Here is a 25056-nt window from a genome sequence, read left to right as displayed (position 1 = left end):
TTTCGAGTTACACATTTTCAGTCGGCATTAAGCCCTACCCGGACTCGCCGACTTACTCAAAAGCGTTACGCTAGTGAATGGAGCGCACCAGCGTAGCGGTATCTCCATCGTCGGAATTCACCAGAATTGTCTCTCCCGGTTTGAAGGTTTTTTTGATTTCCTCACCTTCGCGCTTTTTACCATCCGTGCCGCGCACATAGGTTTCTGTATTGATACGATAAACCCTTTCCTGACTGTTTTGACTATCAATCAGAGTGACCTGCTCTTCATTGATCTCCTTTACTGGACCAATAGTCGGCACTCGCCCGGAGGCCTCCGTAACACGAATATCAAAACTCATTCTGAAACGGTCTTTGGAGATATTCACCAAGCCGCTATGGGGGGTATTCAGATCAAATATAACGATATCGCCTGGGGAAAATTCAGCTGTCTTCCAACCATCGTCGGGGATCTTTTCCGGTGGAATCGGAAACAATGGAGGATTGCTCAAGTCGTGCAGAATTGGACCATTGTTCGCGCCCTCAACCCAGGCGCACCCCCCCATGTCCCCACTAATATGATCGACAGGAATCCAGCAAATCTTCATGTCCATACCCCGGCTATAGAAGCCGTCCTGGTGTGGGGCAATCAATCGGGAGCCGTTGTACTCAACGACAGGAGCATTCGCTCGATATTCGGCGATTGGTAACCAGAAGGGGTCGTCTCCAAGAATTTCCTTGAGCGTAGCGCAGATTTTCGGATTCTCTGTCAGTACCCGATGCAACTTGCGCTCGTTAAACTCTGCGACCCTCTCCAAATCAGCACGAGAGATCGGCTTACCCTCGAAACTCGCTCCATTGTATCGATTTTCCTCGACATTCTTATCAATGAAGCCCTGCCGCTGAAGGTAATCGATCCACTCACGTCGAAGTTGTGCTATCACATCCAGATCGAGTATTTCTTTAAAATACCAGTAACCGTCTCGTTGCCACGCCGACTCAAGCGCCGCTCGGTCGCCGAGCAAATGGTTGGATACTTTCAGCTCACCCATTTTAAGGGGGGGATTCACGTCCCTTACGCCATTTTCAATTTTGTTTATATCAGGCATAAATCATCACCGTGCTTGAAGAAGTGGTAACGATTTTGAACCCTAAACCCATAGCGCAATAGGGGTGAATTCGACATAATACAAAGGCATTTTCAACACTCAAGGGCTTTTACATGGCAAATTTCGCATTGCTGGGAATGGACGGCGTTTATCTGTCAAGCCTGGGAGCCTTTGCTGACGCCTTCGTCATGGCGAGGCACAGGGTTCATAGTGTTTTCCAGCGAAATGCTCCCATCGAGATGGACAGTCAAGTGCAGGTGGTCGCTCCCGCAGGACGAACAATCCACACGGCCTGCGGGCGCAGCGTTGCCGCCGATGCGCAAATAGAAGGCGAGAGACACTACGACATCGTTCACATACCGAGTTTTATTATTCACAACACTGATAGACTTTGGGAAATTCTTAAAAATTCCACGCGTGTATACGAGTGGCTACACCATCACTATGAACGCGGCGCGATCATTTCAGCCTCGGGCACAGGTGTTTTTCTGGTTGCCGAATCGGGCTTGTTGAATGGCGGCAAGGCCGCCATACTGCGTCAGCTCACCTCCGAATTTCGCAGCCATTATCCCGACATTACCTGCTGCCCTCTGGAAATGGTAGTGGAGCACCGCGGGATTCTGACAGCATGTGGGCTGGGTGCCGATAACGCTCTAATGGTTCGCATTCTGGAGCAGACTATTTCGCCGGAAGTTTCTCGATGGTATGGCGAAGTCACCGGACATTACCAAACTCCTGAACACTCTGTGTCGGAGGATGCGCTGACCGCCCGGGCGCAATTGTGGATGGAATTTCGGTTCACTCAGGGCATAACAATAGCCGAACTCGCAGAGGCAATGTCGGTAAGTCAACAGACATTACTGCGGCATTTCCGCAAGTTTCTTGGTATGACTCCACGGGATTATCTAAAGAAGCTTCGAGTAGACGCGGCCTGCACGATACTCACACGAACAGACCGCTCTGTAGACCAGGTCGCCGCACTGGTGGGTTACAGCGATGTTCAATCCTTTCGCAAAGCATTCCGCGAGCAAACGGGTAGCACTGCCATGGCTTATCGAAAGCAAGAAAAATATGCCGCTACCGCCAACGTCGCCAAGCCTGCTTCTCTATAGACTGGCAAGCAGCGCTCAACCCTCTTGTACCTCACCCAATCAGCTTGTCCAGAATTTTGGACTGGCGTTTTGTGTAAGGGGGATTGAATAATTTAGCCATACTGATTTTCTTTTGTTTCAGGATCGCTTTCGGATGGGTAAATTCCAGAAAACCGTGATAGCCATGGTAAGCGCCCATGCCGCTGTGCCCAACCCCTCCCAACGGTAAGGTCTCGCAGCTCGCATGGGTCGCAATATCATTGACCGACATCCCACCCGATACGGTGTACTTTTTCAAGCGGTCCAATTCACTGCTGTTACTACCGAAATAATAGAGTGCCAATGGGCGTTCGCGAAGGTTGATATAGTCAATAACTTGCTGAATATCGGTATAGCCCTTGAGGGAAAGCAGTGGTCCGAACACCTCATCGCGCATAACGCCAAGATCATCAGCGGGCTCAACAAATATATGCGGCGCAATCTGCCTGCCTGGCAGCGACATTGAAGAGGTTTTCAGGCTTTCCACCCTCGCACCCTTTTCTTGTGCCTCGTCGATATAGCCCTGAAGCCGCTGCAAATGGCGATCATTGATTATCGAACAGAAATGCGCGTCGTGTTCGGGCTTATTGTGCCACGCTGCAATTTTTTCACGGGCCCTGCTCAAAAACTCCTCTACATATCGCTGTGGTACAAAAACGTAGTCTGGCGCGAGACATATCTGCCCGGCGTTTTGCACCTTGCCCCACATTATTCTGTCCACTGCCAGGTCGAGGTCTCCACTATCACTGACCACTACCGGGCACTTACCTCCCAGTTCCAGGGTCATTGGCACGAGATTTTCCGCCGCTGCCCGCATGACATGACTCGCGATAGAGGGCGCTCCGGTAAAAAGCAAATGGTCAAAGGCAAGGCTACAAAACTCCTGCCCGACCTCGGGGCCACCAAGCACCACATCAAGTTCGGTTTTATCGAACTTTTCGCCGATTAACTCCGCCAGTAAGGCTGACACGTTAGGGCATAGCTCGGAGGGCTTCAGCATTGCTCGATTGCCGCCTGCAAAGACCCCCGCCAATGCGCCGAGAGAAAGTACGTAGGGAAAGTTCCACGGTGCGACCACACCGACCACACCCAGAGGCTGGTGCAGTATCTCCGCACTCGCACCGGTAAGACGATTGATAAATGGCACATCACGCTTATCGGGCTTCATCCAACGCTTCAGATTTTTGGTGGTATAGCGTATGGATTCCAGCGCACCAAATATTTCCATTCTGGTTTGAATAGCCGGACGGCCATTAAAATCCTTGTCGGCGGCCTCTATCAGTGCGGATTGATGGTCAACCAGAATAGCGTCCAGTTTCTTCAGGCGGCCAATGCGCACCTCATACGAGGTATACCCCTCCTGGATTGCGGCATTTCTAATGGTGGTTAAACGTTGTTTCAACATAATCCTGTCTCTTCGATGTTCACGACGGGCGAATATCCCCGTTGTCGAACCTGCACTATCAAAGTCAATGACGAACTGATCTTCACTGGGCGCTGGCGATCACTGATCGAACTCAACATTCAGCGCATCGGGGCCACGCAGAATAAGGCCATGTATGGTCGGCGGCGCACAATTCGGGTCCAGCTTCAGGTTGGGCAGGCGATCCAACAATATATTGATGGCAACAACCATTTCCATTCTCGCCAGATGCTGTCCAATGCAAATATGTGCGCCTGAGCCAAAGGCCAGATGGCGACGGTCGCGATGAACATCGAATTCGTGCGGGCGGTCCCATACATCGGGGTCGCGATTGGCTGACGCGATCATCACGTTGAGGTAGTCGCTGGTAGAGACCTCGACATCTCCCAATGTGACCGGAACCGTCGGATTTCGGAACAGGGTTGTGACCGGGCATTCCCAACGCAGGCCTTCCTCTATCGCCTTGGGTACAAGTTCTCTGTTATTGCGTATGGCTTCCAGTTGCGTGGGGTTGGTGAGCAAACCTGCCAGGATATTGCCCAGCCCGTGGTAACTGGTATCTCCGCCTGCGTTCATTAATTGGCGAAAAAAGGCTACCACCACATCGTTTGGCAGCCGCTCACCGTCGACCTCGGCAGTGGCGATTGTGTGGATAAAATCATTGTCACTGATAGGATTTTCCCGGCGCTGGTCTACAAGCTGCTCCAGATAACTACGCAGTTTTCGGGTCGCCTCTGCCCCGCGTGGCGGGTCATATGATACCGCCAATTGACCGACCGCCAGTCGATGAAATACTCCTCGATCCTCCAGCGGCAGTTCCAATAATTCGTTGATAAAATTGAACGCAAAATGCCGAGTAAACGCGGTGACCAGTTCCGCTTTGCCTTTATCAGCGAACTGATCTACCAAATCGTTGATAACATTGGGAACCCGCTCATCCTTGAACTTCTGAATAACCCCTGGCAAAAAGGCCTTCTGAAATATGCGCCTGTAGCGCCCATGTATCGGTGGGTCTATCGTCGTAATCGACGGACCAAAGGCCGCACCCAGGAAGTTCTGGTAGATAGTATTGGAGTAGGTTGCAGGATCGTTCAATACGGTTTTGACCAGGTCATGACCGAGCACCGTCACTCCGCGAACCGTTGTCAGGGTCTCATCACGGGGTATTCCAAACATATCCCGTATATCAATATCGTGTACGGGCCCCTCTCCCAAGCGACGCTGTAACTCACCATAGAGATCAGTGACCATTTCTTCCTTACCCATGACCAATTGCCCGGTAAAGGGGTCGTAGTCACCGTCAAAGTCCTCTATACGAATCGTCAGGCTCATAGCTTCACTCCAAATAGGTACTCATGTGCAGAAATACACCTGCATTTTTATTTGCTTTTGGCGCAGCACTGCCACGCAGATGAAACTCCTGGTGCTGAATTCAACGGACGTTTCATCAGTCTAATCCGAGGCACTCGCGTATGGCCCTGGCAATAGGAAAGAGCGGGTCGTCATCGACAGAATGGGGGTTGTACAAGCGGTTATGGCAGATCGCCACCGAAAGATTGTTGTCGATATCAGCCCAGCCGATCGAGTTTCCCTGCCCAGGATGGCAAATTGCACGGGGGTTTCCGACGCTACACACAGGCGGGTAATCCCCGCCCAACCAGAATCCCCCCGAACTAATCGGTAGCGGAATACCGAACATGACTGGGTCCGGTTCCTCACTGTTGATTCTGGGTGTACGCAAGCTATCCACCAGTTTTTGTGACAGCAAGCGCACGTCGCCCAATGCGCCGCCACCGGCCAACATGGCCCAGAACCGCGCTTCGCTACGCGCATTGAAAATGCCGCCAACACCGGCAACCTCCGCCCGCCGAACCTCCGGCAGCTCGAATACCGCAGGGGTCAGGGCGACCTGCGGGGGCATAGATGCCAGAAACAAAGGCGGCAACATGTCGGCTGGCGGCTCTTGCATTTCGTTTTTTTGAACCGCAACACGGGGAAGTGCGTCATCAGGTAGACCAACCCATAAATCAGTTATACCCAATGGCTCGGCAATTTCCTCCTTGATGAAGGTTCCCAGCGAACGCGCCTGTGGGTCAGTGCGACGCACCAGCTCGCCAATAATCCAGCCAAATGTCATCGACAGGTAAAGTGTCTTGCTACCGGGCTCGGCTAGCGGGGCCAGATCGGCTATGGCCGTTGTCATCCACTCCCAATCACACATCAATTCCGGGGTTACTGCATCGGGCATCTGCGGAACACCGGCGCGGTGGGTGAGCACGTCCCTTACCGTGGTCGCTCCTTTTCCATTCGCGGCATACTCAGGCCAATAGTCGGCAACTCGTGCATCGTAATCCACCAGCCCACGGTCAACCTGTATATGCAGTGCTGTTGCCGCCACCGCCTTGGTCACCGAGTACACATTAAATAACGTGTCGCCATCCACCGGTATATTGCGTTGCGGATCTGCCAGACCACCCCAGGTATCCAGCACCAGCTCGCCGTTATGATAGGCCGCGACCTGTATGCCCACTTCACCGCGCCCAATCGCCGCGGCGATAGCCTGGTCTACCTTTTCCGCCATAGCGAAATGCATTCTCAATCCCACTCGAGTTCGAGTTTCAGAATACCGTTGACCGAGCCACTGGCCATCTTCGGCGTAGTACCTTGTTTCACTCTGAAATGAGGGATGTGCTTGAGCCACTCTTTCAGAAATATCCGCACTTCTCGCTTCGCGAGCATCGCGCCGGGACAGCGGTGCGGCCCATTGCCAAAGCCTGCCTGGGGAATCGGTGCAGGACGAGAAAAATCCACCTCAAGAGGGTTATCGACGATTCGTTCGTCCAAACCATACAGGCAAGTTGGAATGAGGATATTTTCGCCGGCCTTTAAAGAGACTCCGCGAAATTCATAATCACTGACAATGTAACGGCTGGTATTTGGCAGAGCGTGCCGGCGCATCAGCTCCTCTAGAATTCGGTCTTCCTCCAGAAGATCCGGGTTATCAAGCAGCTGTTGGCGGTGCTCTGGATGCAGCGCCAAAAACCGTGCAATAAAGCCCATCATCGACGCGACGGTGTCGAGTCCCCCGATCAGAACCAGCGAGCACAAGCCCAGGACTTCCATCTGCGACAGAGGCTGCCCCCCCACCTTTGCCTGAGTGATCTTGCTGATAAGATCCTCGCCCGGCTCTTTGCTTCGACGGTCGATCCAGCCAATCAGGTACTCGCTGACTTTTATCTGTGCTTGCAGTCGAACATCGGGATCCTGCTCTCGAACAATGACATCAGCCAGAGGCAACAGCATCTCGCGGTCGCTGGCCGGCAAGTCGACAATGCTCAGGAAAACCTCAATGGGTAGCACAGAACCGAACTCGCTAACAAATTCGCATTCACCTTTTTCGGCGATCTTGCTGATAAGTTCCTCACAGACTTGCTGCGCGCGCGCGCTCAGCGCGACCAATGCCCTTGGGGACATCGCCGGATTAATCAAAGCACGGACAGGGGCATGCTCAGGCGGATCCAGGCACAGCGGCAAAGCAGGCACGGGGGAGTTCATCCACGGGATAGTAAACTGGCGGTGGGAAAAGTGCTCGTGGTCGAGTTCAACTTCCTTAATAATATCTCCGCGCACACCAACCCAATGTCCCCCGTTATGGGGCGTCCAGAAAATGTCCGGGCTGGAATCCTGAATTCGCTTCCAGGCTTGCTGTACATCCCCTGAACCGAAATCCATTTTGTAAAAATCGAAATCCACTACCCTGTCGCTGGGCACGTGGTCTGGAATATTCGCTACTTCAGCACTCATCATTTTTCTCCAATTCTGAACGTCGCAAAAATTACCGCGTCATTTATTCCGCGCGCACGTGTTTGGCAATTATTTGTAGTTCGTCGACCAAACTACAGGGTTCATCGACCACTGTCTGGTCTTCAATGTCGGCAAAGTGGGCAGCGACATCTTCAACCGACGCCGGCGCATCCCGGGGTCCAAGCCAACCCTTGGTCAGTCCGATGACGACCTTGGCGAAGCGACCGGCAACGGCAGAGTAAATGCTTTTATTTGCTTCGCACTCACGGCTCACCAAATATACAACTAACGGCGTAATATAGTCTGGCGTAAGCGCATTGCCGAAGGTGGCATTAAGCTCAGCGAATTGCTGCAACTGGGCCGGGTCCATTTTCTCGGCCATGCGACTTGCTGCCATCGGCAGCAGCGTATTGGTCTTGATACCGTGAGCTTCGCCTTCAATACCAAATACATTTGTTAGCCCAACCATGCCGGCTTTAGCTGCGGCGTAAGCGGCCTGTTCCGGGTTACCGAAAACACCTGCTGCCGACGAGGTAAACAGGATTCGACCATATCCCTGCTGTTTCATGTGATGGAAGGCCGCTCGACTCACATACAGTGAACCCTTGAGGTGTACCGAATGCAGTGAATCAATATCGTCATCGCTGAGCTTGTCGATATAGGCATTACGTAAATTGCCGGCATTGTTAATCACAATATCGACTCGACCAAACTTGTCCAAAGCGGTTTGGATAATGGCATCTGCGCCTTTGCTGTCCGCAACCGAATCGTAATTTGCAACGGCTTTGCCCCCGGCGGCAAGGATTTCCGCGACAACACTGTCAGCCATGGAGGTTCCTGCCCCATCACCTGAGATATTACCACCGAGATCGTTCACTACTACCGCAGCACCACGGGCAGCCAGTTCAAGTGCATAGGTTCTTCCCAAGCCGCCACCCGCTCCGGTGACTACGGCTACCTGCTGATCGAATCTTATAGACGTCATGATTAACTCCAGTTGTTATAGTATTTTGGATCGGCGATGATTTTTCCCAGATAACTGAGGAACCGGGCAGCGTCAGCGCCATTAATGACTCGGTGGTCGTAGCTTAAGGAGAGGGGCAGCATATAGCGCCACTCTATCTCGCCGCCTTCTCCCCGCGTTGGCTTCCAAACGGCCTTGGTCGCTCCAAGTATTGCGACCTCAGGGGCATTGATGATCGGTGTAAACGATGTACCACCAATGGAGCCCAATGCGCTTACCGTAATTCCGCCACCTGACATTTCCGACATGGGCAGGCCTTTTTCCCGAGCGCGCTGCGATTTATCAAGAATCTCCGCAGACAGCTCCGCGATGGATTTGCCATCGACATTCTTGACTACCGGTACAAGCAGGCCATTCGGTGTGTCTGCGGCGAAACCGATATTAAAATAACGCTTACAGATCAGGCGGCTTTGATCCTTACTCAGTGACGCGTTGAATTGAGGATATTCCCTCATGGCCTCGACCATAGCCTTCATTAAAAAAGGCAAAATACTGGGTTTCGGCGACAAGCCCTTGCGAAAGCCCTCCACATCGGTGATATCCACATCGTCATTATGGGTAACGTGGGGTATCCCCAACCAGTTGCGGTGTAAAAACGCCCCTACTAATTGTTGTACCTTACTGACGAGCTGTTCTTCGACTTCGCCAAAAATCCGGTGGTCAACGTCCGGCCAAGCCGGCAGGTTGGCGCCTATTGCAGTATTTTTTTCAGACATGTGCCTTTCCAATTCCCGCCTTAACTTTCTATGGTGGCGATAACATCGCCCACTGAGTAGGTTTCTCCCGCCTTGCCAATCAGCTTGATCACGCCACTGGCAGGCGACTCGACCTCCTGAACCGACTTCTCGGATTCAAGACCATAAATCGACTGCCCCTCGCTGACTGTCGCGCCATCACTGACATACCACTCTGCCAGCACGCCTTCGTCCATAGAGAACCCGATTTTCGGAAATTTCACTTCTGTGGCCATATCCCATCCTCACTTAAATGTCGATTTCACGGCGCTGATAACGTCGTCGTGACTCGGTAAAAAGGCAGTTTCCAGCGGCTTGGAAAAGGGCACAGGAGAAAATACCGATCCCACTCGCTTAACCGGTGCGTGCAAACTACCAAACAGCTCATCCTGCAAGTAGGCGGCAATCTCTGCGCCTACACCAAATGGAGTGACTGCCTCGTGCACAATGACACAACGTCCGGTCTTCTCCACTGACGCCGCGACTGTGGCTTTGTCGTAGGGTGCGATTGTTCGCAGATCGACGATTTCCGCCTGAATACCTTCCTCTGCCAACTGCTCTGCAACCACCAGACAATCACTGATTGTCCGCCCATAACTGATTAATGAAACGTCGCTACCTTCACGTAGCACTTTGGCTTTACCCAACTCAGCGACCGTTCCCCGTTCAGGCGCATCCCCCTGAACCCAATAGGAGGGCAGGTTTTCGATAAACAGACAGGGGTCTTCATCTGCGATACATGCACGCATGAGTGCGTACGCATCGGCCGGACTGGATGGCGTCACGACTTTAAGGCCGGCGGTGTGGGCAAACCACGCTTCAAGGTAGTCGCAGTGCTGGCCGCCATTGCCAAAACCTGCTCCTGTCATAGTACGGATGGTCAGAGGAACGCTGGTTTGCCCCCCTGACATGAACCGCAGTTTCGCCGCGTGGTTAATAATCATGTCCATCGCAACGGTGGTAAAATTCATCAACATAATTTCCGCTACCGGTCTGAATCCGGTAATCGCGGCACCGATTGCTGCACCCATTATGGCCTGCTCAGCTATCGGCGTAGACATCACACGCAGCTCGCCATATTTGCTGGACAAACCTTTGGTGACGCCAGCAATACCGCCTTCCTGGGGGTCGGCGACGTCTTCACCAAGCACCAGAACGCCGTCGTCTTCCGCCATCGCATCATCAAGCGCCATATTTATCGCTTGAATAAAATTCACTTTCGCGCTCATTAGTTTAACTCCTCTGCGAATACGTCACGTTTCAGCTCGGCAACGTCGGGCATGGGACTCGACAGGGTAAACGCCAGAGCCTCATCGATCTCAGCGGTGATAGCGGCCTCCATTTCTGCCAACTGCTCTTCCTGTGCATGCCCTTGATCCAGCATCCACTGACGGAATCGTGGCACAGGGTCGTTGGCCATAGCCTGTTTCTTTTCTTCCTTGTCCATATAACCATCGGCGTCACCCAGCACATGCCCCATAAAGCGGAAGGTTTTCGCTTCTATAAGCGTCGGGCCATCACCATTACGTGCCCGGTCAATGGCTTCCTTTGCCGCGACATACATCGCAACCGGGTCATTACCATCTACCGTTACTCCAGGCATCTGATATCCCGCGGCGCGATCGGAAATCTGCCGCGCCGAGGTAGACAGGCTATAGTGAGTGTGTTCGCCATAACCATTATTCTGGCAAACAAACACCACCGGAAATTTCTTCACCGCCGCCATGTTCATGGCTTCGTGTACCGCACCGATATTGGATGCGCCATCACCGAAATAGGCCACGGTAACCCGCTTGTCGTCACGAAGCTGTGACGCCCAGGCCAGGCCGTTGGCAATCGGCAGCGAGCTGCCAACGATCCCCGTGGTAACCATCACTCCGGTCGCTGGGTGGGTGATATGCATTGGCCCGCCTTTGCCCTTGCAGGTCCCTGTGGCTCGACCACCTATTTCTGCCCAGATTTCCTTTACCGGCGCGCCTTTCGCCAGCATGTCATGGACACCCCGATAAATCGTACAAATGTAATCTTCATCAGTGAGATTCACCGACACGGCAGCGGGAATAACTTCCTGCCCCCGGGGCGAATAATAGGTGGTAGCAATCTTTCCTGAGCGTATCGCAGAGCGCAGACGTTCGTCGTTCTGATATATCAGATTGACTCGTCGATACATATCCAGAAGTACTTCCCGGTCTGGCTGCTGTGTTTCTTTCATCATTACACCTCGCTATACATTCATGGCTTGCCGCTGGCATGAGCCGCAGCCAAATAGGAAAATACGTAGCTTGCGCCGATACTTGCACCCGCCCCTGGGTAGGTTTTGCCCATGACACTGGCGGTGCAATTTCCCGCCGCGTAGAGACCTTCTATCGGCGTACCGTCTTTACGCAGAACTCTGGAATTTTCATCGCAAACCAAACCACCAAAGGTGCCCACGTCTCCGGGGAAGGCCGTTATCGCGTAGTAAGGCGGTTTGCGTAGTGGTCCGAGACTCGGATTGGGTTTATTGGAAAAATCCCCATTCCAATGGTTGTAGGCATTAGCCCCTCGGCCGAAGTCAAGATCTTTTCCCTCTTCACAGTAACGATTAAAGCGGGTAACCGTCTGTTGCAGACCATCTGGATCGATACCGCACAACACGGCCAACTCCTCAATGGTATCAGCGCGTCGTAAATAACCACTTTCCAGCCATTTCTTCGGCGCACCCAATGTCGTCCCTCCCCAGGGATAGCGCTTTCTATTACTGTGGTCGGTGATAATCCACGACGGCACCGATGCGGTTCGGTACATTTCTTCGCCAACATGCATGTAAGAGGCTGATTCATTCACAAATCGCTGCCCCTTTTGGTTGACCATAATCAAGCCTGGTTTACCGATATCGATAACATGCAGGAAAGGGTAATCTTTACCGTTGATAATTTGCCCGGGCGCGGGGCTACCGTCGGGACAACGGGAGGTCAATACCCATATCGCCGCGTCGGTATTGTGGGTATCTGCGCCAAGTTGAATCGCCGCCTCCAGCATCTCGCCGGTGTCACCCTGATTGGCACTGCTCAGGTTTGCGTCGGTCGGCGTTGGCAGGTATTGGTCGCGTAATTTCTGGTTACGCGCAAAGCCGCCACTGCTAATCAATACCCCTCGACTCGCTGCGACACGAACCAGCTTGCCGTCCCGACGAACCAGCACCCCAGCGACTTTTCCGTTTTCTTCAATCAGATCAACCACCGGCGAATTCAGCCAGAGGTCTACCTTTTTATCGAGCAACAGCTTGAGCATACGCCCTTGCATAGCAGCGCCTTGCCCACGGGTTTTCCGCCCCAGGAAAAAATCCACTATGATTTGTTTCACCATTCTGCCGACGGCTTTCTTCCCAGCCAACGTGGTCATCATCGTGGAAATAGGCGACACGTCGTTGCTGTGTAATGGCATGTCAAAGCCAGGGTAGGTCGCCAGTTTTGGTAGCCAGCTACCCAGCTCCTTCAGGTTAAACAATTTGGGAACAACGGAGCGACTGCGACTCTCGCCACCGGGAAGGTCGGCATAGTAGTCCGGCCAAAATTCCACTGCCTCCATTTCCATGCCCTGGCGCATCAAAAATTCACACAGCCTTGGGCCATTTTCAATATACGCCCGGCGTCGCGCATCCGTAGAGCCTGGCTGCTCTTCTCCCACGACGGCGTCGAGATACTGCCGACCTCTGGCATAGGAATCCTCGTACCCACGCTTTTTCATCAGCGGGTTATTGGGAATCCACCACACTCCACCTGAAAGGCCGGTGGATCCGCCGAAATGCGGGTTCTTTTCTACGATCAGGCAGCGCATTCCTTCGGCATGGGCCTTCAATGCACCACTGGCGCCACCGCCGCTGCCTATCACTACAAAATCGTAGACTTCATCCCAGGAATTCACTTGGAAGCCTCACCGTTGAGATAGTTTTCAATAAGTACTTTGTGGAAATTTGACAACACTTTTTCCTGCTTCGGGTTGGTGCGAGCACCGGAGAAGCCGCTGGATTTCATGCCGCGCTGCACGTTGTGCATGTTTTGAAAATCCTGAGTCAGGATCAGACCGAAGTTATCCTGCTCTCGCCAATCGTCTTTTCCATAAAATTTTTCGTGCTTCAATTCGGGCTCGGCACCCGGCGCAAATCGCGCCAATGCCCAGATATCGTAGATACAGCTGTCGGGGTTATCGCCGTCCGGACGGGACCGATAAAACAGCGCCCCATCAGGATAGGGCAGGAATACAAAATTGGGAAACACATGCCAGTCTGTACCCGCCTTATAGACATCTTCAAAGGACATATCAGGCCAACCGGCGCCGTCTGCCACGGCGGCCTCCTGCATAAATCCGGCAAGCTTACCCAGCAGTTCCATTGGATCATCATCTGCCGAAGCGTCGGTCATCAGACGGCGTGAGGCCGCAGCATCGCGGTGGGTAATAATCGCATTCAGGGTTTTATCAATCTGGTCTATATATTGAATCAGCCCCGGACGGATATCGTCAGGGACTGGCTTTCCAGTGCGTGGACTCGGTGTACCCAGAGGTCGTGTGCCCTCGAAGTAACCAAACATCCCGTGCTTGTTAAAGGCAAAGGAGACTGTGCGATCGTCGCCAACGGTATCCAGCAGTTGTGGATGGGTCGCCGCGACATGATAGCCCTCATTAAATGCCTCAAGCGCAACTTTCCAGTTACACGGCAAACGCACCGACTTGCTCCAATGGAAACGCATTTTTGAGAATTCAAAGCCGTCGCAATAGCTCGGCACGGGGTCGAGGTATTTTTCCAACGGCTCGGCATTGGAGTCCATATTGATGAAGACAAAACCCTGCCAGAAGTCGATCAACGGTTCTTTCAATGCCAGATCGGCATCGGACATATCCTCACAGCCGTCCCAGTCGCTGCGATCCAGCACTTCCGCGAGGCTACCGTCCAAATTCCAGGTCCAACCATGGAAGCGACAGCGCAAGCGCGCCTTCCTGCCGCAACCTTCGACTAACCTTCTGCCACGATGCTGACAGACGTTGTGATAGGCTTTGATGGTTTCAGCATCGGTCCTGACGATAACAAAGGATTCGTCAAGCACTTCATAGGTCACGTAGTCGCCTACCCGAGGTATCTCCTCTTCACGGCAAACCACTTGCCAGACCTTGGGCCAAAGATACTCTTTTTCCAGGCGCGCAAATTTCTCGGACAGATACACGTCCTTTGGAACGAAATCTTCACGAACAGGTATTAACTCTATTTGATCGTTGGCCATATCTCTCCCGTCATCATTTATTCTTGGTCAGGCCCGGCTGTCTTTACCTATCACAGCCGCGGCGACCATCAGTATCAGAGGTTGTTCAACCCAATTCACCAGCCTCGCCCAAGCGCTCGCGTACTTCCTTGCGCCGCACCTTCAGTGATGCAGTGCGGGGAAGTTCTTTAAAGGTAAGAAAACGTGCTGGCACTTCCTGGGGACGCAATACCTGCCGCGCCAGATCCTCAAGCTCTGCTGAGGACGGCGGCGATAAGCCCTCTTTTAGTTCTATTACCGCAACGGGGATTTGCCCCAGACGATCGTCACGTTGACCGACAACAGCCACCTCCGATACCGACTTGTGGCGACGCAGAACGGCTTCAACTTTCTCGGGTTGCACTTTAAAGCCCCCCCGATTAATGGTGTCGTCCGCTCGCCCCTTTATAAAAACAAATCCTTCACTATCCATCATCGCCAAATCAGTTGTGCGCAACCACTCGCTACCAATGCGATCTACTTTCGCCTCAAGTATCCCTACTTCACCGAACGGCAGTGGATGCCCGCTCTCACTGTCGATAATTCGAATTTCAACACCCTCGCGGACGCGACCCACGCTGCCCAGCTTGACGTCGCCAAAAAGCTGATGCTCCTCAAGCGTCCACGCTACAATAACGCCGCCGAACTCCGTCGCCCCGTAGCCAATCAGGATGCTGATTCCGTAGTAGTCCTGAAACGTCTTTTGCACCTCCGGATCCAGCGGAGACGCACCCACACCCAGTGCAGCAAGGCCTTGCAGGTCTTCCTTGGCCACTTTTCGGTCCAGAATCATTTTTATCGCCGGCGGCGGCACCGCGCAGTAGCTGGGGCGGTAAGCCTTTACCGCACGCAGCCAATCATCGAGACGGAATTTTTCCAGCAGCACCAGCGCCTGCTGGTTAAGGCAGGCGGGAATGAGAAAATACAAACCACTGATATTGCCGATTGGAAAGGGCAGAATATCGACAGTAGGTGCGGCATCGCCCACCTTGACCATACCGGCCGCAGCCTTATCGAGCGTGGTGTAACTGATGGCTATGCGCTTGGGTTTTCCGGTCGTACCACTGCTAAGCATTTCAATAGCAGTCTCGGACTGGCCTACCAAGGCGAGAGATAAGTTAGTGAGGTCACAGATCTTTTCGACCTGTAAACCCGACGGCAGCCTTCCCGATACGGACAAGCCCATCACTCCGGCGGCCTTGACGGCGGATATGAGCCCCGGAGTCCAGTCTTCTGCGTCGGCGATCACCGCAGGAACAGCCATGTTGACCAATTCCGCGGCCAGCTCCTGCTCTGGCTGGGCCACATAAACCATTGCAGTGGTATACCGCGAGGCCATCAACCCCAGCAGGGCTGCAACATGGGCTGGCCGATTGCGGGCAACCAGCGCCACCCTCGCCCCCTCACCCAAACCGGCATGACCCAGCACCTGCTGGAGCGACCCGGCATGGCGACTTAAATCCTGCCAACTGAACCAGTTGCCTTGATACTCGAGGGCATTCGAGAGCCTGGCATCAGTGAGAGACTGCTTGATCTGGGAGCTGATATTCATAGCACTGCTTTTGATGTCGGTTAATTAGATATTGTTATTCGACTGACCACGCACAGGCGCATATAACGGCAGCGCGGACCAACCATATACAAATAGTATAATAGGTATTCTATTTAAGCAACAAGAGACTTACAGCGGACAACATCAAATAAAACGGCAACTCGCTCCGGCATTCAAACCCGGCGCGCCGCCAAACTCACTGCAATAATGAAGGGTATTTGAAACGAATAAACAGGAAAGTATCGAGCTGGCATGCCTAACGCAGTACCGTTGCCTAACCAGACTTAACAGGCAATCCCGACACGTATAAAAAAAAGCCCCGCGTACTCCGCGGGGCAAGCATGAGAGCCTAGAAGGATTTACTGATCGATACACCAAAGGTACGTGGCGCACCCGGCTGATACGAGGTGATGCCCAGCGGTGTATTTTCCAAAGGCAGCAACCGGGTTTCATACTCTTTGTCCAGGACGTTTCGACCCCATAGCGCGACCTCAACGTCGCTCTTGCCAAAAGACAGGGCCAGCCGGAGGTTGAGCAATCCATAACCATCCATTTTGGCAGTGTCCCTCAATTCACGATTTTCCTCATCGTTTAGTTCGGGGTCTTTCAGTGCCAGCGCGTACATATCATCTTTATACGCATAGTTAACGTTAAGATTGAGCAGCTTGTCGCCGGACATTGGTATGTCATAATCTGCCGACACGCCGTAGGTCATTTCAGGCGAGTATATAAAGGGCGTATCCGACAAATCCTGACCGTTGATGCTGTTGATAAACTCTTTGTATTCATAAACAGTCAAGCCGACGTTGGCGGATAGGGTCAAATTTTCCACAGGCAGTAACTGCAATTCAAACTCTGCGCCCTGAATCACCGCCTCTGCCGCATTATCAATACCCGAAACTAGTCGCCCGTCATCGGTGACACCGGTCAGGTTGCGCTGAATGTCCTTGAAGTCAGTGTGGAACACAGCTGTATTCAAGCGCCCACGCCCTTCCCAGAAGTCGAACTTCGCCCCCACTTCCACATCGGTTACTTCTTCTGGGTCAAAGCCAATCGGCGGCGTTCCACCCGCTACCACCCGAGTATTAAGCCCGCCTGAACGGTAGGCCCGACTGACCTTCAAATAACTGAACAGCGAATCGCTGATCTGGTAATCAAGACCGAACATTGACGACCAGTAATCATAGTCACGCTTAAACGTTGCACGGAAAGGGTCATTCGGATCCCCATCCAGAGTTTCCGGTGGCAGGGAACTGGATTCCGCGCCGGTAAAGGCATTACGATCGCGGTTTCTCGATATCATTTCCCGCTCGTCTTCAGTGTAGCGAAGACCCGTCGTCATTCGCAGACGCTCTGAAAGATCAAAGTTGAGCTGGGCAAAAACCGCGCGACTCTTGTTGGTGATCTCAGCATCGACATAACCGATAGCTGGATTTATCGGAAACAACGCGCCACTAATAGAGTCATCGTCGCCTTCTTCAATGAAATAATACAAACCAACAATCCAGCTCAGCCGACTATCCAGCGCGGTACCATTCAGCTGCAGTTCCTGACTAAACTGGGACTGCTTGATAAAGTTACCGTGATCGTCTTCTACGCCACCGGTCAACACATAGGGAGTACCGTCGTTATCCGTCAACGACGCCATCTCCACACCACGGACACCGGTTATAGATTTGAAGTAAAGCGTTTCGCTGAGATCAGCATCCACCGTGGCCGAGAAGCCGTAATTCTCAACCTCACCATAGGCCGCCGCTGGAGAAAACGTATCGTGAAAGTCATTAATCAGACCATTTCCCTGTAAATAATTATCGTAGGTATCCCCACCAGGACGACCATAGGGGCAGGCCTGAGCCAAGGATTCTGCGCCGGGAATCTGCCCGGAACACGCCGCAATCACCGCCTGGTTAGCCTGGGTTGGACGCCAGGATTTCAGCCCCACAGTCTCCCCGGCAGTGCTCATTTCAAATCGATCGGCAGCCAGTAAAACGCTGTAAGGAGCATCCTCAGGCGAGAACTCCGCCGTCAACCGCAGGTAGTCGTTATCAAAACCACCCGTCTCGCGATCAAGCAGCAGGTTTTTACCGAAGCCATCCTGCTCCTTGTGCTGGTATGCCGCACGAACCGCGAAAGCGTCATTCACTGGCAAGTTCAGCACGCCACGAAACAACTTGTGGTTGTAGTTCCCGACATCCACGCGAGCCGAACCTTCCAACTCCTGGGAAGGCCGAGTGGTGATTACGTTAACCGCACCGCCAGTGGTGTTTCGACCGAAGAGCGTACCCTGCGGCCCCCGCAACACCTCAACTTGCGCTACGTCAAAAAACTCCAGCAAGCCCCCCGTCGAGCGTGCAGCATATACGCCGTTGACATATACACCAATGGCCTGGTCAATCGCGATCAAACCATCAAGCGACCCTTGCCCACGCATAAACAGGGTGGCTGAGCCAGGCTGCGCGACAGCGCTGGACACCACCAGATTTGGAACTGCTGCAGATAGCGCTGATATATCAACCAACTGCTGTTTATCAATGGCAGCTGAAGTCACCGCCGTAACAGCCACCGGCGTAGACTGCATTGATTCTTCAACCTTCCTCGCTACAACAACTACTTCCTCTATGACCTGTGAACTCTGGGCAAGTGGCGACACTGGCAGGGTCGCCGCCAACAACGGAATATAAGCGCACTTTTTAAGACTGTATAAGGGATATTTATGTGGCACAGAGAAGCCCTCTTGAAATGCTCATTATTAATTAAGGGTATAAAAGGTAATCTATTTATTGGTCTTTCGCAAGCCGCTCGCCGCACCCGCCATTCCCAACACCAGAATGCTGACCCTATTAGCCGAACTCAAAGCCTGTCACAGTAAAACGATATATATCAGCATGTTACGCTCACACCATTAAGAAACTCCCAATAAACCGCTCCAAATCTACCTAAGTTAAACCGACTTTACTCGGCCCCGTAGGTACAATTACTTAGACCGCACACTGGCTGCCAGCCTGACATTTACCCATTGCGCACCAAACGGCTCTGCCCCTACAATCAACCAATTGGTATACTAGGTATAGTTTTTGTTTGATCTGGACATTTCCGTTCACCTGCAATCAACCCATAAACATAACAAGAGGATGCTTACGATGAATCAACAGCAATTAGTTGCCACTGTAACCGAGCTGGCAGACCGACAGGCCATACTGGATTGCATGCACCTTTACTGCCGGGGCGTCGATCGCCTGGACAGGGAACTATTGGTATCGGTCTATCACCCGGATGCCATAGATGATCATGGCATGTTTGTCGGGGACCGCGAGGCCTTCGCCAACTGGGCCATTAACCACCACACCACCTATCAGCACAGCACCCAGCACATTGTCACCAATCACACCTGCGAACTCGACGGCGACACGGCTCACACCGAAACCTATTGGATGTTTGCAGCAATGAACAAGCACGGCGCACCCCTCTCCCTCGGCGGAGGACGCTACATCGACAGATTGGAAAAACGCGATGGGCAATGGGGCATCGTTACTCGCAAATGCCTCATCGACTGGTCAGGTGCCCCAGGCGAAGTACCGATGCCACGTGAAGCCCTCGACGCGTTCCTCGGTACTGGCATCCCCCGCAGAGACAAGCTGGACCCCTCCTATGAACGCCCCCTGGCCGTTGACCCGAAGCGGATCGGTTTACGCTTTCCCGATAGCATTGACGGATAAGCCGAACTCCTGGCCACCGACAGATCGTGCCGCGCCCGCAATTTGACGACACATCCGTTAGCTACACGGCAAGCCACCGACGCCCCCTGTATTTATTACACATAGCGAGGCTCACTGTGGCTATGTGAAATGCGAAGGATCTACCGCTTGCCGACAACTATCACTTAGATTACTATTTTTTTTCAAAATAATGATGATAACAATGGATAGCATCCTTACCATGAAAACGCACCGAGTCCTGCTCTCTTCCGTCCTGGCCTTCTCGCTTACCCCGTTGGACGCACTGTCACAGATGCTGGAAGAGGTTGTTGTTACGGCTCGCAAGCGCGATGAATCGCTGATGGACACCACCTATTCGGTGTCGGCCATTTCCGGTGAAGAACTGGACGCCTTTGGCTCGTCAAATTTCAACAATATTGCCGAGTCGACTCCCAACCTCGACATATCAAAATCTCCTACCGGGGTGCCCTCTGTCTCCATGCGCGGAATCGGTACAATAAGCTCCCTGAACCCCTTCGACATGACCGTTGGACTGGCTATAAACGGACAGTTCTACACCAACGCTCAGTGGTTCCAAAGTGGGCTGTTCGATATTCAGCAAATCGAAGTCTTGCGAGGCCCTCAGGGAGTAGACTTTGGCAAAAATACGACGGCCGGTCTGATCAATGTGATGACACGCCGCCCCGGACAGGAACTGGAAGCCTCCCTGCGCACCAGCTATGAGCCAGAGACAGAAGAACAACTGTTCGAGGTCGCGATAGCCGCACCTCTGACCGAACGCATAGCCGGAAGGATCGCCGCCCAACGACGGAAAAACACAGGGTATCAACAAACCTATTTAGGCAAGAATTCGCCCAATTTAACGCGAGACCTGCTCCGCACCACCCTCACATGGGCAGCAACTGATAATCTGTCTGTCGCCCACATCTATTTTCACAGCGACTTTGAGGAGGTCGGCATCGGGTCAGAGCTTATGCAATGCGATCCAACCTACCGTAGCTTTCTCGGCTCGATCGGCAGCACCGACGACTGTCAGGCGAATGACGTTCTTTATGAAGGGCAATTGATCGGCGGCATCACCGCGCAGCCGCTTTATCAACGTGGAATCGACAACTCTGGCAAATTCGGAGAACTGTCAAGCCACACATTAGCCCTGGAGGCCGAGTTTTCACGATTGTCAGTCACATCAACTACCGGCTACCAGACTCTGGACACCTACTCGGGGGTCGATACTGACTATACCAATACCGAGTTTATCGATGCGGGCTTTCCCGATAAAAGCCGCACGATATCTCAGGAAATTCGTGTCGACTTTAATGAATTCAACAAGCTAACCCCCATGCTGGGTATTTACTACGAATCGCAGAATAGAGCGGCGGGGACCTTTGCCGATTTCCGCTTACCCAACGTCGTTGCCGAGATATTACTGCCTGCCGCACTGCTGGATACATTGAGCGGCTTAACCCTGGATGGAGCGGGCTTTAGCTCTGCCGCGAGCCTTGAAACCACCTCAGACACCTTTGCTGTTTTTGGAGATGTAACGTGGGAAATCACTTCGGCACTAAGCCTGAACTTCGGCGCACGCTACAACATCGAGTCCAAGGATGCACTTTATAACCAGATATCCGGAGACCTTCGCGACCCCCAAAGTAATGAGCGCGGCGGGAAGGCGGTCGGAACCTTTATCGGTCGCACAGACATTAACAACCTGAAGGGCACCCGCGAGGTTGAATACTTCCACCCTTCCGCAACCCTTCAGTGGGATTACTACGAGTTGCTCACCGACTACCTAGACTCCGCACAACTCTATCTAACCTATAAAGAGGGTTATAAATCAGGCGGATTTGAAAGCATTTCGGGAGTAGACGCCAACGGCGAGCCCGCTCAGGAATTTGAGTTCGACGATGAAACGGTAGACGGGATTGAAGTCGGCACCAAAATCGAGGCCTTTAATGGCCGAATGCGATTATCTCTAGCAGCATTCCAAAGCAACTACACCAATCTGCAGCTTCAGTACCTGCCGTCCAGCCAGTTTACTCTGATCGCCACCAACGCAGGCAGTGCAACGACCGAGGGTTTTGAGTCAGACTGGCAACTCGCTCTGACCGAGCAATTATGGCTCTCCATCGCTTATGCCTACACCGTCGCTGAATATGAGACATTTGCAGACGCCCCATGCTACGGCGGTCAAACAGAAAGCGAAGGCTGCACAGACGGCGTCCAGGATCTATCTGGACAGGGTATGGCAAATGCTCCGAAAAATACCGGAAGCGCGGGTATGCGCTACAGAGGCACGGTGCTTGATTCTTACAGCGTGAACGCCAGTGTACAGGCCTCTTACACCGATGACGCACTATTTGATGCTTTCGGCGACCCCAACACTTATCGCGACGCCTTTATGACGGTAAACGGAAATCTCTCTTTCGGCAGTATTAACGAAAGCTGGACGATTTCGCTGATCGGAAGAAACCTTACCAATGAGCGCAATCTGTCATTCAAAGCGACTGCACCGCTTTCCAGCCTGTTGCCGACTTTTGAGAACCCCAGCTACTTTGGCGCTCTTGCACCACCACGAACTATCGCCGCGCAGCTAACGCTAAAGTACTGACATATGACGTAGACCGCTCCCTGCGAACACGAGTGCGATTTTAGCACGCAGAGCATGCCGAACGCGCAAGCGCTCTCAGGGGCGCACGCCATATCAGCCCAGCCTGGGTAAACAAATGTCAGCGCGCTGGCAATTGTCTTTGTTCTGTATGAAAACCGCTTATCACGTATCGGTATATGGCGAGTGACTGCCGGGTTTTCATTAATTCTCGGCGTATCGCTCTTTATGGTTATTCCAGGCGAGGAAGATTACTACGGCCTATCGGGATTAATTCACGGAATACTGCTTTTACTGTCTGCGCTGGACGCACTCCAGGGCAAACGGATGTCCTTGGTTATAGCATGGCTTGTTATCGTAAAAATCGCATTTGAAACCCTGGTTGGCACCTCGATTATTCCCATCGCTCCGCTGATTAATGCACGGGTTGCCGTAGAAGCACATCTGCTGGGTGTCATTGTCGCGATAATAGCATTGCTTATATGGCGTATATCCCAGACTTTCTGTCCCGGCCGAGGGAAATAACAGTAAAGGGTTACGTTTGCTCCCTGACTCGCCCAGGAGTAGCCCAAGCTTGTTATATACGTGGCAATAGGCTATTGTATAACTAGGTATGCTTTTTAAAAGACTAAAAACGATTGGCAATTTGTTCCAAAAACGATGCCCCAGCGCGAGCTCATTGATCGGAAATGTAGCGGCTGAACGCTGAGACACCTATATGCGCATATTTCACAAAACCAAAGCGACTCTGGTAGCTACGCAAGTATGCTCACACACATTTATCAGTGCTACTGAGGAACGTCATGCCTTATTTCGCGATCGCCACTCTCACTGTAATCCTCTGCGCGATCTATTTGCTCAAAAAAAATTCCGCAACGAATCAGGAACGCAGCGCTGTTCCCGAGAGTCTTCGCCGCACCCGCTACGGAGAGGTTATCGGCTTCAGGGATAAAAATGGCTTGCTGTCCTGGCAAGGGATCCCCTATGCCGCGCCCCCCGTGGGTGAACTACGCTGGAAGGCGCCCCGCCCACCCACGCCGTGGACTGGGGTGCGCGACGCCCTGCAGGCCGGCAACAAACCCGCTCAAATCGGCAGCGCCAGCGGCGGCTTCCCCAAAGAAGCCTACAATCGGCCCGCCGGCAGCGAAGACTGCTTGTATATGAATATCTGGTCGCCGGAAAAGTCCGGTAAGAAACTTCCTGTGATGGTGTGGATTTATGGTGGCGGTAACTCTGCCGGCGCGGCCGACCTTTCCGCATACAACATTCCCTACTTCGCCGCCAACGGTGAGGTGGTGGTCGTCACCTTTAACCACCGCCTCGGCATACTCGGCTGGTTTTATCACTCGGCGTTGAGCGCGGAGGCCGAAACACCGGAAGACGCTTCTGGCAACTTTGGCACACTGGACTGTGTACAGGCATTGCGTTGGGTACAGGATAATATTGCCGAGTTCGGCGGTGACCCCGACAACGTAACCGTATTTGGCGAATCGGCAGGCGGGATCAATACGCTGAGCATGGTGTTGGTACCTCAGGCCCGAGGGTTATTTCATCGCGCGATTGCCCAAAGCGCGGTGACCATCCATCACACCATCGACCAAGCCCAAAACTATGCAGATGCCCCCTCTCCCGGCCATCGCCACAGCTCCAGGGAGATGATTAATCTCTTCCTGCAAAAAACAGGTCGAGCAAACTCCGCTGTTGAAGCACGCACACTGCAGGACGCGATGGACGCCGATGCAATTAGGGATTTTCTCTACAGCCTGAGCGCCGAAGAACTATTGAGTCCCTTCAATGAAGTGATAATGGGCATGTATGCTACACCGAGCCCCATAGCCGATGGTGCCGTGTTCCCCACTTGCTCATGGCACGAGGCTTTCGCCGACCCCGACAAGCACAATCCAGTACCCCTGATGGTCGGAGCCAACCGCGACGAATTCAAACTGTTTATGGCCGGCGATACGGACGACTACGTCAATATGCGCTTTGGCCGAATACCCACGCCGAAGGACCCTGTTATATACGAACGCGATGGACGTTATCTATCGGAAATGTGGCGGGCAGCTGCGGTCGATGAAGTCGCCTTAAGTCTGGTCAAACACAACACTGCCCCGGTCTTTGCCTACCGCTTTGACTGGGACGACTGGCCGCGACTGCCCTTGATAAACCTTTCCGTGCTTATCGGTGCCGGACACGGGCTTGAAGTTATGTTTATGTTCGGGCTGATTGCCGAGCGTCCCTGGCTGCGCTTTCTTCTGGGCCGCCGGCGTTTTCGGGAAATGACTGCGCTCAGCGCAGCCATTCGCCAATACTGGATTTCCTTCGCCACTAGCGCCCACCCCAGCTCAAACGGCAAGCAAACACTCCCGCAATGGACGCCCTGGCCCGCCGACAGTGGAACCTTGCAAGCTAATCTGATGATACTCGATTCACCGGTGCATTCCGCCTGCCGAATGGAGCGGAACATAGTCAGCGTTGAACACATTAAAGGAAGAATGCTGCAAGACCCCCGATTGAAGACCTCATCGGATGAACTTTGCCGCCTTTACGCCAGGCTGTTTATCTATGGCGTACAAGGCGACTACTGGGACTCAATACCCTATCCCGGTCTGGAGCACTACCAACCGGGAGGAAGCAAAAGAAAACAAGCAGAGGCCTGCAGGCCAGCGCAAACTCGCTGACACACAATAGAAATAACACAAACA

At 53.0% G+C, this 25056-nt stretch carries 19 protein-coding genes; 5 read left to right on the top strand and 14 right to left on the bottom strand.

Annotation, left to right across the window (positions count from 1 at the left end; genetic code table 11):
* Positions 1-70: 70 nt before the first annotated feature.
* Entirely contained in the window at positions 71-1087 is a 1017-nt protein-coding gene (locus HCU74_RS01055) for a phytanoyl-CoA dioxygenase family protein (protein ID WP_168448542.1), read from the bottom strand.
* Positions 1088-1200: 113 nt separating this feature from the next.
* On the opposite strand from HCU74_RS01055, the gene HCU74_RS01050 reads away from it, so the two are divergent.
* The gene (locus HCU74_RS01050; protein ID WP_168448541.1) at positions 1201-2199 is read left to right on the top strand and encodes a GlxA family transcriptional regulator; all 999 of its coding nucleotides are present in this window, start codon (positions 1201-1203) and stop codon (positions 2197-2199) included.
* Positions 2200-2230: 31 nt separating this feature from the next.
* Here the strand turns inward: HCU74_RS01050 and HCU74_RS01045 are convergent, their stop codons facing one another.
* The 13 genes from HCU74_RS01045 to HCU74_RS00985 all read right to left on the bottom strand — a co-directional run bounded on the left by HCU74_RS01045 (position 2231) and on the right by HCU74_RS00985 (position 18752).
* Entirely contained in the window at positions 2231-3622 is a 1392-nt protein-coding gene (locus HCU74_RS01045) for a coniferyl aldehyde dehydrogenase (RefSeq protein ID WP_168448540.1), read from the bottom strand.
* Between the two features lie 99 nt (positions 3623-3721).
* On the bottom strand, positions 3722-4972 hold the full coding sequence (locus HCU74_RS01040) for a cytochrome P450 (protein WP_168448539.1): 1251 nt from the start codon (positions 4970-4972) through the stop codon (positions 3722-3724).
* Between the two features lie 115 nt (positions 4973-5087).
* Entirely contained in the window at positions 5088-6233 is a 1146-nt protein-coding gene (locus tag HCU74_RS01035) for a serine hydrolase domain-containing protein (protein WP_168448538.1), read from the bottom strand.
* A gap of 2 nt (positions 6234-6235) precedes the next feature.
* Complete coding sequence (locus tag HCU74_RS01030) at positions 6236-7444, bottom strand: cytochrome P450 (RefSeq protein WP_210425063.1); 1209 nt, start codon at positions 7442-7444, stop codon at positions 6236-6238.
* 43 nt (positions 7445-7487) lie between these two features.
* The gene (locus tag HCU74_RS01025; protein WP_168448536.1) at positions 7488-8429 is read right to left on the bottom strand and encodes an SDR family NAD(P)-dependent oxidoreductase; all 942 of its coding nucleotides are present in this window, start codon (positions 8427-8429) and stop codon (positions 7488-7490) included.
* 2 nt (positions 8430-8431) lie between these two features.
* The gene (locus HCU74_RS01020) at positions 8432-9184 is read right to left on the bottom strand and encodes a 2-oxo acid dehydrogenase subunit E2 (RefSeq protein WP_168448535.1); all 753 of its coding nucleotides are present in this window, start codon (positions 9182-9184) and stop codon (positions 8432-8434) included.
* A gap of 20 nt (positions 9185-9204) precedes the next feature.
* Complete coding sequence (locus HCU74_RS01015; protein WP_168448534.1) at positions 9205-9438, bottom strand: biotin/lipoyl-containing protein; 234 nt, start codon at positions 9436-9438, stop codon at positions 9205-9207.
* Positions 9439-9447: 9 nt separating this feature from the next.
* Entirely contained in the window at positions 9448-10431 is a 984-nt protein-coding gene (locus HCU74_RS01010) for an alpha-ketoacid dehydrogenase subunit beta (RefSeq protein ID WP_168448533.1), read from the bottom strand.
* The gene (locus HCU74_RS01005; protein WP_210425062.1) at positions 10431-11417 is read right to left on the bottom strand and encodes a thiamine pyrophosphate-dependent dehydrogenase E1 component subunit alpha; all 987 of its coding nucleotides are present in this window, start codon (positions 11415-11417) and stop codon (positions 10431-10433) included. Before HCU74_RS01005 ends, HCU74_RS01010 begins: the two co-directional genes overlap by 1 nt.
* Before the next feature lie 17 nt (positions 11418-11434).
* On the bottom strand, positions 11435-13108 hold the full coding sequence (locus HCU74_RS01000; RefSeq protein ID WP_168448532.1) for an FAD-binding protein: 1674 nt from the start codon (positions 13106-13108) through the stop codon (positions 11435-11437).
* On the bottom strand, positions 13105-14460 hold the full coding sequence (locus HCU74_RS00995) for an aromatic ring-hydroxylating oxygenase subunit alpha (RefSeq protein ID WP_168448531.1): 1356 nt from the start codon (positions 14458-14460) through the stop codon (positions 13105-13107). Before HCU74_RS00995 ends, HCU74_RS01000 begins: the two co-directional genes overlap by 4 nt.
* Positions 14461-14545: 85 nt before the next feature.
* The gene (locus tag HCU74_RS00990; RefSeq protein ID WP_168448530.1) at positions 14546-16030 is read right to left on the bottom strand and encodes a class I adenylate-forming enzyme family protein; all 1485 of its coding nucleotides are present in this window, start codon (positions 16028-16030) and stop codon (positions 14546-14548) included.
* Between the two features lie 349 nt (positions 16031-16379).
* Complete coding sequence (locus tag HCU74_RS00985; RefSeq protein ID WP_168448529.1) at positions 16380-18752, bottom strand: TonB-dependent receptor domain-containing protein; 2373 nt, start codon at positions 18750-18752, stop codon at positions 16380-16382.
* A gap of 418 nt (positions 18753-19170) precedes the next feature.
* Here HCU74_RS00985 and HCU74_RS00980 point away from each other — a divergent pair, with 418 nt between their 5' ends.
* The 4 genes from HCU74_RS00980 to HCU74_RS00965 all read left to right on the top strand — a co-directional run bounded on the left by HCU74_RS00980 (position 19171) and on the right by HCU74_RS00965 (position 25032).
* A complete protein-coding gene (locus tag HCU74_RS00980) occupies positions 19171-19746 on the top strand; it encodes a nuclear transport factor 2 family protein (protein WP_168448528.1) in 576 nt (191 codons plus the stop codon).
* A gap of 220 nt (positions 19747-19966) precedes the next feature.
* Positions 19967-22354: a TonB-dependent receptor gene (locus HCU74_RS00975; RefSeq protein WP_168448527.1), complete on the top strand. Its 2388-nt coding sequence runs from the start codon at positions 19967-19969 to the stop codon at positions 22352-22354.
* 126 nt (positions 22355-22480) lie between these two features.
* Entirely contained in the window at positions 22481-22876 is a 396-nt protein-coding gene (locus HCU74_RS00970) for a rhomboid family protein (protein ID WP_168449129.1), read from the top strand.
* A gap of 278 nt (positions 22877-23154) precedes the next feature.
* On the top strand, positions 23155-25032 hold the full coding sequence (locus HCU74_RS00965; RefSeq protein WP_168448526.1) for a carboxylesterase/lipase family protein: 1878 nt from the start codon (positions 23155-23157) through the stop codon (positions 25030-25032).
* The last annotated feature ends 24 nt before the right edge of the window (positions 25033-25056 follow it).

Origin of the sequence: Spongiibacter thalassae (assembly GCF_012272835.1) — a bacterium.
Lineage (GTDB): Bacteria > Pseudomonadota > Gammaproteobacteria > Pseudomonadales > Spongiibacteraceae > Spongiibacter > Spongiibacter thalassae.
The sequence above is the reverse complement of the archived record's forward strand: the minus strand, read 5'-3'. Positions and strand labels throughout refer to the sequence as shown.